An 11,944-nucleotide genomic window follows, 5' to 3' on the forward strand; every position below is an offset into this window, starting at 1 on the left:
TTAGATTTTAACGATCTCAATTTTATGCGGAACGGGTTTGTTCATGGAATAGATCAGGTTCACGATCGTATCGATCTCCCGCAGCCAGATGTTGCGTAACTCTTTATACATGGCCGTTTCGTAATTCTCTTCGTGGTAACGCAGCATACCGTCTGTTTTGGCGTATTTGCGGATAGTGTCCAGTGCCGCGGCATTGTCGTGCATCCGTAAGTTCTTTTTGTCGAAGAAATTGCCCTGAACCCAGTAATACCGGCGCAGGCGTGCTTCCACTTCGGCACGGCGCAGATTGAGTTGCATGATGGACGTTGCCTGTTTGTACTGCGGCGTTTCCAGCGTGGCGAGATTGATGCCTTCGGCCAATGCCGATGCGGGCCATTTGCCCATGGCTTGCCCGTCTATGCGCAAGGTATAATCCCCGGCTTGTAAACCGGCTACCTGCAACATTTCACGGTTAAAGTCATCTGTAAAGGGTATCCATTTCAAAGCATCGGCTTGTTTCTGGTTATTGCCCCACATACGCGCCACTGTATCTACCGGGAAAGGCAATGATCCGGCGAGGTAACTAAAGCTGACTTTGTTCGCCGAGGTAGAAAGATTACTGATGTTACAATTCACCGCCTGCTGCAATTTGCCTGAGCCTGCGTTGATACGGATATCGGCCACCGGCTTGCCGTTTAGCCCCTGGCTCTTCAGGAACAGCGAAGCCATGACGAGATGCCCCGCATTACCGGGGTGAACCCTGTCCGGACCGATCGCCGTAAAGGCCGAATCATTTTGCTGGAAGCGGGTGTTCAGTTCCGTCATGGGGCGGAACAGGTCCGCGAAAGCCCAGTTATTCCTACGCGCGGCTTCTTCCTGGAATTTCACCACTTCCAGCATGGCCTTGTGTTTGCCATGAAATACGTTGCCGCCGATCTTTGCGGTTTCGTCGTATGGAGGAGAGGACATCAATATCTTCCGGATATTGGGCAATTGCAGCAGCCGTTGTTCTATCTGCTGGTAACTACGGCGGGAGGCTTCGATACGCTCCGCTGCGGTCTTGTCCGCATTATCCCAGTTAAACTCAAAATAACCCGTATCGTTCATCCCAAAGGTCAGGATCATTACGTTCGGTTTCTTGGCGAGGATGTCGTAGTCCAGGCGCCTGTAGATGTCGGAGGCTTTGTCGCCGCCGATGCCGCCATTCATGATCACCAGCTTCCTGCCGGGGAAATGGGTCATGTAATAAAGATAAATGTAGGACACGTAAGCACCGGCTTCAGTGATACTGTTGCCAACGAAGATCACGCGGTCATTTTGTTGAAAAGGTTTTACCTGGGCCTGCCCTGACAGCCATAAACAGGCCAGTGCGGCGGAAAACAATAGTTTTTTCATATTGTGGTTTAATGATTGACAATTACATTTTTCAGGCGGATGGTCCGGATGCCGAAACGGGGCATGGATAACCGGATGACCGTTTCCCCCGCAGCTTCCCTGGTTTGCAGGGTTCGTAAAGCCTGCCCGTTCAACTGTTCCAGGATGGCCTGTGTGGCCTTTCCGTTGAATGAGAACTCCTGCTCCCGGCTGTCACCCGCGGCATTGTATATCCTGATGAGGAGATCGTTCCCATCCATCAGCATCGCGGGTACCTGCAAGCGTTTATCCTGCAACGTAAGCAGGGAAAATTCCTTTCCGCCGTTTGCGGGCATTACCAGCAGCGGTTCACACCAGCGTGTTTCTTCTTCGCTGATGCCACCCTCGTCCCAGCTGTTATTATGCGGTACAATGGCATAATTCACTTCAGTAGGCCCGGTGACGTCATAATTACGTCCCCAGAGCCCACGGCCTATATATTGCAGCGTGAAACCCAGGGGATAATTTTTTCCATGTACATAACTGGTGGTGTGATCGGTAAACAGGGCCATGCCTTTATCCCCGCCTCTCACATCCGCCCAGTGAAGGATCACGTTATTTTTAATGCTGTCCCAGCTGCTGAAAAATGTATTCTCCAGGCGGCTTTCAGTTACGTCATACGGGGCGTCTTTGCTCAGTTGCTGCTGTGGCAGATTGAGCGGGAACAGTACCTGCAACTTAAAACTGTCGTTGTAAAATGCTTTGCGATAGGTTTCCGCCCTGTAGTGGTCCGCCTGTGAATAAGCCCCGATACCGGGATTGCCCTGCCAATCGATCTTTACCCGCATACCGATCCTGCGCTGCTCGCCGGTAAGCGAGATCATCTGCGTAAAAGGATGCCCCGCGATAAACCCTTTGATCTCCACCGTAAAGCCAGCCTTACCATCTTCCGTTACACGCACGGCAGCCGCGGTATCCATGCTTGAGCGCCAGGCCGATTCATTATAAAAATATCCCCTCAATTCATTGAAGCCACGGGCATTTTTTGTGTCCACCATTTCTTTCCGCCCGAGTTTTTTGGCAATGAGACTGGTGATCACACCGCCCCTGGCTGGATCTATTTCCAGCTGGTACAAGTCTGTTTCTATGCGGTAGCGGCCATTACGCAAATGCGCGGCAGATTTCGCAGCCGGTCCGCCCGCCGCTTCCCGCAAACGGTAAATACTGAATCCCATCGCGGGTACGCGGGCTTTGAAGTGGATCGTGCCATCCGCCCGCCGGGATACTATCACCTGTTTCCCCTTGTTATCTGTTACTTTCAGCCATCCCTCTTTTTTGTATGGCAACGTCACCCACTCTTCGCGGTCAAGCGCAGTGGTGTTCACTACCCGTACATATTCGCTTCCGTTGCCGCTCTGATGCAGGATGCTGTCGCTCACTGCCAGTGTCATATCTGTCCAGCGTTTTACTTTGTCTATCCAGGTATCGCCTTTACGCCCGTTGTAGGGAACGATCCAGCAGTCGTGATGCTGCGCCAGCAGCAACGATTTCCATGCCGTGTCCAGCGCCTGCCGCGGCCAGGGCCGTTGGTCGTACAGGGCACTGATAGCCGCATACTTTTCCGCCGCCGCGAGTTTGTTCTCCGCGCTTCTTACCTGTTGCGCAATCTGCTGCAACACCTGCGCGCCCCATACAAGGCTTACATTAATATCTTCCTGGCTCAGCTTCCACGGCTCTGCATTTTGTTTATCCGCGACGTTGCCGATGTAATTGCGCCATGTTTCATACCGCGCTTTTTGTTTTAACCAAGGGCCGTTACGCCAGCCCGCATCCTGGAGGCACATCCCCACAGGGTGCTTGATACCGGCCGCCAGTGCGGACCGGATGTATTCCCTGCCGTTGTTCCAGGCGGTGGTTTGCCAGGTGGAATTCGGCAGCAGTGCTTCGGAACTGTATCGCGGCACGGTCAGCACCTGGCTGCCATCCGGTCCCTGCCATTGCACCAGTTCTCCGCCAAAGGCTCTTGTATAGCCACCCCAGCAGGTATTGGGATTTTTCAGGGACGCGTATTTGAAGCCGAATGACAACAACACCTGCGGTAATGCACTCGTAAAACAAGGCTCTTCACTCGAATAGGTTGTAAACACCGCGCCCGGAAAATGTTCCTTTACTTTCTGTATGCCGTAGCTGAGCTGCCGTATCATGCTTTCGCCGGAGCCGGTATACAGGTAACTTTGGCCATAAGCCGGGTTCACATACTCGATGCGGCCGGCATCCGACTGGTCGGCAAATAGTTTTTTGAAAACGGCATAGGCTTCCGGCTCCCGTACCCTCACGGCGTCCCAGGTTTCCGGTTCTATCTCAAGGTTAATTTTCCAGTAAGGGTTTGACTGCAACTGGCTGGTCATAAATTGGGTGTACCATACGGGATAATGCCCGTATACGCCGCCGTGGTAGCCGTCGATAAAGTAATGCTCCTGAGCAAAAGATCCCTGTGCCGCAACGGTGAGCAACACCGCCAGGCAAATACATTTCAGTTTCATGCTGTTGTTAAAGGGCCAAGTCCGGGTTTTTCTGAACTTCAGCTAGTGGTAATGGAAATTGAAGGTCGCTCTCGGCAAATGCCCGCAGATGATTAGGTGCCTTGTAGCCTATCAGGCTGGTCATATTTCCGCGCTCCACATCAAAGGCTTTTCGTGTGCGCATCATATCGTACCAGGCCTGGAATTCAAAACAAAGCTCCCAATACCTTTCCTTCAGGATATCGTCTGTTGTTAATGTTACAGGTTTTGCCTCCGCCGGGAATGCCCGGTGGCGCACGGCGTAATAAGCGTCAATAGCCGTTGCGTCCGATGTAACGCCGCCATCGATGTTACTCTTTGCCTCCGCGCACAAAAGCAGTACATCGGCATAACGGATCAGCGGGAAGTTGGCGCCGGACCGGCCCGTCTTTTCCGCATCCGCATCCCAGAACTTAAAGATGTAAGGAGCGGGAAAAAAGATGGTTTCAGCCGGGTTGCCGTACCGCGCGTATTTCGTATAAAAAAATGCCTGTTCCTGTTTGCGGCCGTCGCTGTCGTTATATGAATCGTAAAACGCTTTTACCGGCGCCATCGCCCCGCCATAAGCGGGCTGTATGGACACGGGCTGATCCGGATAAGGCAGGTATGCGCCGTGTATATTGCTCACCGCCACGGTGGGGTGGCGCTGCAACATAAAAATATGTTCACGGGTATTCTGCACCGCTGGGTTCCGCAGGTCGCTGTACTGTTCGAACAGGGAAAACTGGTGACTATCGATCACCTCCATGGCTTTGTCGTACGCCTTCTGGTAATATGGATTCCCCTTCCGCAAAGGATATCCCGCCATCGTGATGTATACCTTTGCGAGCAACGACTTCACCGCCCCAAGGCTGATATGCCCGCTTTGATCCGTCCAGGGGAGGCCGCTGTTCTCGGCGGCCACAAGGTCTTTTACAATCTGCTCATACACCGCTTCTTTGGACGAACGGCGGATCCTCACATCATTCAGATCTTTTGTGGTAACCAGCTTCAGCGGTATGTCGCCAAACAGCCGCACCGCCTGAAAATAATACCATGCCCGCAGGAAATAAGCCTGGCCGAGATATCGTTGTTTTGTCACTTCATCCACCAATGTGGTCACGCTTACGCGTTCAATCACGCTGTTGCAGTTTTCCACTGAATAATAAGTAGCGTTCCACCATCCCTGTAATCTCGAATTCGCATCATCCAGCCTGTCCAGCCGCAGGAACTGATCGTCTTCAAAACCGGACGGGCGGGGCCGCCTGCTGTAACCGGTGATGTACTCCAGTGAATACACGGGGCTTACAGACACACCGATGTTCACCACAAAAGGCGTAGCAAGGCCTTCGTACGTACCATTCACCGCTGCGCTTACCTGTTCGGGCGTTTTATAATAATGCGTCAGGTTAAGCGAACCGGAGGGCTCCTCTTCCAGGAATTTATTGCAGGATGTAATGGCTGCTATGATCAGCAGCATAACCACTCGTTTCATATGTCAATCCCTTTAATCAGAATGTAACGTTTAGTGTGAACGCCAGTGTTTTCGCCTTCGGGTACTGGTAGAGGTCCACGCCCTGGTTAAAGTCACCGTCGAAGGAGGATGCTTCCGGGTCGTAGCCTTTATATTTTGTGAACAGGAAATAGTTCTCCGCGTTGATGCTGAGCATCGCGGACTTTATATGATACCGTTTCAGCCAGTCTTCCCGCAGGCGGTAACCAAACGTGATGTTGCGCACGCGCAGGAAGGTGCCTTTTTCTATATTGTAACTGTCCAGTTCGCTGTCAAATCCATCGCCGGGGAGGCGCAACTCCGCGTGCATACCGCCCTGCCGCTGTGGCGTCCATGCATCCAGCAGGCTGCGGTAACTATTCGTGGAAGGCGCGGGGCTTTCCATGATCAGCCGCGTGAAATTTGCCAGGCTGTGGCCATATATAGCCTGCAGATCCACCCCCAGCGAAAAATTCCTATACACGACGGTGTTCCCAAGGCTCGCTTCAAAATCAGGCATACCGTTGCCGAGCACCATGCGGTCATTCGCATCTTTTACTTTGTTATTATTCAGGTCCGCATATTTCAGGTCACCCGGTTTTCTGCCATAGACGGCGGCCTGCGCCGCTTCATCGGTGCTCCAGGTGCCCAGCCGCTGGTAGCCGTAAAACTCGTTTAGCGGGCGGCCTTCCATGATCCGGCCTCCCCAGGGATACATGATATCGCCGTTCAGCTCCAGTACGCGGGAGCGGTTCATGGAATAGATCATCGAAGTATTCCATGAAAAGTGCCCACGCCGGATATTGCTCGTCACCAGCGATAGTTCAATGCCCCTGTTGCGGATGGACCCGATATTGTCAAAAGCGCCTTCATAACCGGTGGTAGCCGGAAGAAGTTTGTAATACAACAGGTCTTTGGTTACGCGGTTATAAATATCGCCGGTAAATTGCAGCCTGCCGTCCAGCAGCGATGCGTCTATGCCCAGGTTCAACTGGTGCGCTTTTTCCCATTTCAGGTTCCTGTTGCCCAATGCTTCCAGTGTGGCCGATGGTTCCACCTGCCCGTTAAATACAGCCTGTCCGCTCCTGATTCTGTCCTGCGTTACATAATCCCCGATATCCGCGTTTCCCACGATGCCATAGCTGCCTCTCAGTTTCAGATCGGTGATACCAGGTACGCCCCGGAGAAAAGGTTCCGATGAAATGCGCCAGGCGCCGGAGAAACTCGGGAAATAACCGTACATATTATTGGCGCCGAAACGTGACGAACCATCCGCCCGGAATGAAAAACCGAACAGGTACCGGCTGTCGAAGTCATAGTTGAACCGCATGTAATACGAATTCATCGCCGTGTTGCTCATCCCCGATTGCGGCCGCTGCGGTACAAGGCCCGTCTGCAGGCTGTTGTATGAAAAAAAATCATCAAAAAAACCTTCACTGCCCGCCTGTGTGCTCATATTCGTGAAATAGTACCAGCTGGCGCCCGCCACGGCGGTGAGTTTATGTTTACCGAACTGGTCGTTCCAGGTCAGGTAATCTTCCGAAGTCCAGGAGCCGGAATTACCATGCCTGCGCGTAGCAACCCCCTGCTGTGTATCGGAATACCCCCGGATGTCGCGGCCTGAGTAATACAGGTTATAACTGGCGCCGGTCTGGCCGCTGAGGCCCGCCGTAAACTGCACTTTATTACCCAGGTAAAAAGTAGCCAGCAGGTTCCCCATCGTATACGTGCGGCCCGCGACAGATTTTACTTCCCGCATCAGCCTCACCGGGTTTTCGGAATCTTCCGCGCCGGGGTAATCGCCTTTACGTGTATATGAACCATCCGCATACTGTACCGGGAAAAAAGGCAGGAACTCGTATATCTGCCGCACTGCATTCAGCCCGAATGTATTGATGTCCACGTTGTTTTGTTTAAATGCCCCGCTGTTGATCACCGCCTGCACATGCAGCCATTTTTTCACATCCCAGCCGACATTCACAAAACCATTCACCTGGCGTGAATAACTGTTGATGAGGATGCCCTGCTGGTCGTTATACGAGAGGTTCACCAAAGCGGTGATCCCGTCCTTCCCGGCGGACAGTGACAGCGAATGTTCATGCGATACCGCGACGCGGCTTGCTTCTTCCTGCCAGTCGGTGTTGTATTTCGGCGTACCGTCCGCATTAAAAAGCTCGTCTTTGCGCAGGAACTGCCTTGCCGGATCGAGGTGCGGGGCCGTGCGGCCGGGCAGGTATTCATATTCGCGTTTGAACATTTCCAATGCTTCATCCGCATCCATCAGGTCCACTTTCCGGGCCAGGGAGCCGAAGCTGAGCGTGTTCCGGAATGAAATGCCCGGGCTGCTCTTCGTTCCTTTTTTGGTGGTGATCACGATCACGCCGTTGGAACCCCTTGAACCGTAAATTGCCGAGGCAGCGGCATCTTTCAGCACATCTACCGCGGCAACTATGTTAGGATCGATGATCATCGGGTCCGCCCCTACAATTCCGTCGATTACGTATAAAGGGCCGTTATAAGCGTTGATGGAGCCGGTCCCCCTGATCTTTACGATAGGGTTTCCCCCTGGTTTCCCTGAATTCATCATCACGCTCACCCCGGCTATTTTTCCTGCCAGGCCCTGCATGACGTTCATGGTAGTGGCGCGCTCTTTCAGCGTTTCCCCGTTTACGGTGCCCACTGAAGTAGTGAGTTTTTCCTTGCTGGAAGTACCGTAACCGATCACCACCACTTCTTTGAGGGAAGAATGTTTCGGCAGCAAAGTGATGTATAAAAGATCTACACTTTCCACCGGCACATCCTGTTCGCAAAAACCGATCAGGCTAAAACGGAGTGTATCCCCGGGGCCCGCGCGGATGCTGAATGCACCCGCTTGGTCTGTTGCTATCCGCGTCTGCGAGCTTTTCACGATCACATTCACGCCCGGAAGCGGGTTGGCTTTTGTATCCGTTACCCGGCCGGCCAGCATCCGCACACCCGCATCGCCCGATGAAGGCGGTTCTTTCCGCGTGATGAGGATGTTCCTGCCCCGTTGCTCATATTGCAGGCCGGGCGGCAGGAGTTTCAGCACCTGTTCCACGGAAATATTTTTTCTTGCGATCGTCACTTTGCCACTGCCGGCTATTTCCGAAGGGCTATACACAAACCTGAACCTGGTAGCCGCTTCGATCTGGTCAAATACTTTGTCCAGCGTCTGGTTCGAAACCTGTATGTTCACCACCGTGCGCCGTAATTCCTCTCCCGCCGTTTGCGCGGCCGCCTGCGGCATGTACAGGCAGCACAATGCCAGCACCAGGCAGACGAGCCACCCGGGCCTTATATGCAGGCGCACCACTGTTTTCTCTCCCATAACTTGAAATTATCACTCCACACGGATGACTCTATCCGGCTTATCTATTTTGGCTGACCATCGTACACCAGGTATTCATTTTTCCCGGGCTCCTGCCGGTAGCTGAACCCGTAAATATCACATAACATCTTCAGTATATCTCCAATCGGTACATTTTCATCGAACCGGGCCGTGAGCAGCGAGTTGGCAATATGCTCCCCGGCAAACCGGATGCGCACGTCATACCGGCGTTCCAGCTTTTGCGCGATATTGCGGAACATGGCTTTTTTAAATACCAGCTGCCCTTGTCTCCAGGCGCTGAAATCCGCAGCGGCGATATCGTTTTTCTCTATTTTCCCGGCTGCCGCCAGGTATACCGCCTGCTGGTTGGCCGCGAGCGTAGTACGGGCGGCCTGGTCGTTGCCCACCGCTACTTTACCGCTGGCAACCGTGACGGTCACCGTTTCGCCGGGTGTATAGGCGTCAATATTAAAACTGGTGCCCAGTACATTTACATCCAGCGTGCCCGCATGCACCAGGAAGGGCCGCCCTTGTTGCGGCGTTACTTCAAAATATCCTTCGCCTTCCAGCCAGACCTCGCGGCCTTGCCCTTCAGCATAACGTATTTTACTTTCAAAGTTCAGCCATACGGCGGTGCCGTCCGGCAATACGATCTTTTTGATGCCACCCCTGCCCGTTTGTTCTGTTAATGTTGCAACAGTAGCCGTTTCCGTCTGTGCCGAACGGTTGCGGGCGAAATAAAACCCACCGGCGGCCAGCAGCAGGACTACCGAAGCGGCCGCCCACCAATAACGGAGCGGCGCTTTGATGATCTTCACCGAAGGCGCAGCCTGCTCCACTTCCCGGCTGATGCGCAGGAAAAGCAGTTGCTCCAGGGCGCTGCGCTGTTCGGCGCTCAATTGCTCCGTCAGGCCGGGATCGCTTTCGAAAGACCCGTACCAGTCATCTACCTCCCGGATCTCAGCTGCCGTGGCGGTGCCTTCCAGGTATTTATCCAATAATTCTTTTAATCGGGTGTTGTTCATGTCCATAGTCTCTCTAACATTAGACACCTGAAAAAAGGCCGACCGCTACTGCGCGTCAAAATAGTTTGAAACCCGTTCAGCATATAATCATTAAAGTGACTAGGAACCAGAACACGGTAAAGTTGTATTCTTTAAGGCGCGAACGCAGTATTTTAAGCGCTTTTACCATGTGTTTTTCCACGGTGCTCACCGAAATACCCAGTTGCTCCGCAATATGCTGGTACGATAAATGTTTTTTCCGGCTGAGATAAAACACTTCACGGCATTTTTCGGGCATACTGGCGCAGGATTCGTCGATCTGCTGCTGCAGTTCTTTGAGTTGCAGGCTGCTGACCGCGTCCGGCTGATATGTTTCACCGCCTTTCAGGATATGTTGCTGGTAAGTATTACGCACCAGTTCGGAACGCACTGCATTCAGAATTTTATTTTTCAGCGATATGTGCAGGTAATTGCGAAGCGAGGTGTTGAGGGAAATGGTTTCCCGTTTGATATAAAGATTTACCAGCAGGCTTTGTACAAGCTCCATCGCCGTTTCCTGCACTTTTACGCGCCGGAAGGCCGCATCAAGCAATTCCTGCCAGAAACGTTTGTAGATTTCCTCAAACGCGTCTTTATGCCCCTGCTTTACCAGCAGGAACACCTCCTCATCGGTATACGTGGAAAAATCATGTCGCATTGGTGGAATTCGAACTGACAGCTAATTTAATCGTTTCAAAACGATTTTCTTAGCGTTGGCCCGATTTTATGCACGGCGCGCTTTTTACCCGTCTTTATTACGGCCTGCTTACCGAAAAAGGCTTGTCCGCATCCGCTATACCCCGGCTGGTAGCGGGTTTATTCCCCATTTCCAGCAGCAGGGTGCCGCCGCCCGCAATATCCGCGTGCCGCAGCCAGTTGTGCGGCCAGGGCCTGCCATTGAGGGTTGCCGACTGGATATACACGTTTTCCGGGCTGTTGTTTCGCGCTTCCACCACGAATTTTTTCCCGTCTTCGAGGGTAACGGTCACTTTAGGGAACAGTGGGCTGCCGATCACGTACTGGTCCGTACCGGGGCAGACGCTGTAAAAACCCAGCGCGCTCATCACGTACCAGGACGACATTTGCCCCTGGTCTTCATCACCCGGGTAACCGTTTTCGCTGGCGTTATACAATTTATTCATCACATTCCGGGCATGCGCCTGTGTTTTCCAGGGCTGGCCGGCGTAGTTGTAGAGGTAGATCATATGCTGTACGGGCTGATTGCCATGCGCGTACTGGCCCATATCCGCATTCACCATTTCAGTCATTTCATGGATCATTTGTTTGTAATAACCCACGTTCACCTTATTCGGCGCGCTGAATACGGAATCCAGCTTCGTGATAAAACGGTCGTCCCCGCCCATGATATCGATGAGGCCCTGTGTATCGTGGAAAACAGACCATTGCCAATGCCAGGCGTTGCCTTCGGTATAGGGGCCGCCCCATTCGTAGGAATCGAAGTTTTCCAGCCATTCCCCGTTCAGTTTGCGGCCGCGCATAAAGCCGGTGATGCTGTCGTACTGGTTTTTGTAGTTGAACATCGTGCGACTGAAGATATTTTGATAGAAGTCATTGCCGGTCAGCTTCGCCAGCTGGTAGCCGCAGAAGTCGTCGTATGCATATTCGAGTGTTTGCGAGGTACTGCCGTGGGATTCTGGGAAACTCACGTAACCGAGCTGGTAATATTCTTTCCAGCCCGCGCGGCCATTAGCACCGCCCCATGGGCCTTTGTTCATCGCTTCATGAAAATACGCGTCTAATGCTTTTTTCGGATCAAAGGTGCGGATGCCTTTCACCCATGCATCCGCCAGCAGGGAGATAGCATGATTGCCGAGCATACCGCCCGTTTCTCCCGGGAAAGACCAGGCCGGGAACCAGCCGCATTGCTGCTGCGCATCCAGCAGCGCCTGCATATAACGGCCTTCCATGGTGGGATGCAGGATGGTATTGAGCGGGAACTGCGCACGGAAAGTATCCCAGAAACCGTTGTCCGTATACATATAACCATTATGCACCTTGCCGTCGTAAGGGCTGAAATAATACGGCTCTCCTTTGCTGTTGTATTCAAAAAACTGGTGCGAAAAAAGATTAGCCCTGAAAAGACAGGAATAAAAAGTGGCTTTGTCCTTCTCCGATCCGCCTTCTACGAGCACCCTGTTAAAAAGCGTACTCCATATTTTGTTCGCCG

6 protein-coding genes and 1 pseudogene are annotated in these 11,944 nt (G+C 52.8%); all 7 read right to left on the bottom strand.

Features of this window, described 5'->3' with window-relative positions:
• Positions 1–1,374, bottom strand: coding sequence for an SGNH/GDSL hydrolase family protein (locus EG028_RS11035; RefSeq protein WP_120516467.1), 1,374 nt, complete (start codon positions 1,372–1,374; stop codon positions 1–3).
• 8 nt (positions 1,375–1,382) lie between these two features.
• Positions 1,383–3,875: a glycoside hydrolase family 38 C-terminal domain-containing protein gene (locus EG028_RS11040; protein ID WP_120516466.1), complete on the bottom strand. Its 2,493-nt coding sequence runs from the start codon at positions 3,873–3,875 to the stop codon at positions 1,383–1,385.
• 7 nt (positions 3,876–3,882) lie between these two features.
• A complete protein-coding gene (locus tag EG028_RS11045; protein WP_120516465.1) occupies positions 3,883–5,367 on the bottom strand; it encodes a RagB/SusD family nutrient uptake outer membrane protein in 1,485 nt (494 codons plus the stop codon).
• A gap of 16 nt (positions 5,368–5,383) precedes the next feature.
• Complete coding sequence (locus EG028_RS11050) at positions 5,384–8,713, bottom strand: TonB-dependent receptor (RefSeq protein WP_120516464.1); 3,330 nt, start codon at positions 8,711–8,713, stop codon at positions 5,384–5,386.
• A gap of 44 nt (positions 8,714–8,757) precedes the next feature.
• Complete coding sequence (locus EG028_RS11055; RefSeq protein ID WP_162946445.1) at positions 8,758–9,738, bottom strand: FecR family protein; 981 nt, start codon at positions 9,736–9,738, stop codon at positions 8,758–8,760.
• Positions 9,739–9,814: 76 nt separating this feature from the next.
• On the bottom strand, positions 9,815–10,414 hold the full coding sequence (locus EG028_RS11060) for an RNA polymerase sigma-70 factor (RefSeq protein WP_120516462.1): 600 nt from the start codon (positions 10,412–10,414) through the stop codon (positions 9,815–9,817).
• 97 nt (positions 10,415–10,511) lie between these two features.
• Positions 10,512–11,939: pseudogene (locus EG028_RS27885) on the bottom strand (GH92 family glycosyl hydrolase); the annotation flags it as partial.
• Positions 11,940–11,944 lie beyond the last annotated feature (5 nt).

The organism is Chitinophaga barathri (assembly GCF_003807585.1).
Classification (GTDB): domain Bacteria; phylum Bacteroidota; class Bacteroidia; order Chitinophagales; family Chitinophagaceae; genus Chitinophaga; species Chitinophaga barathri.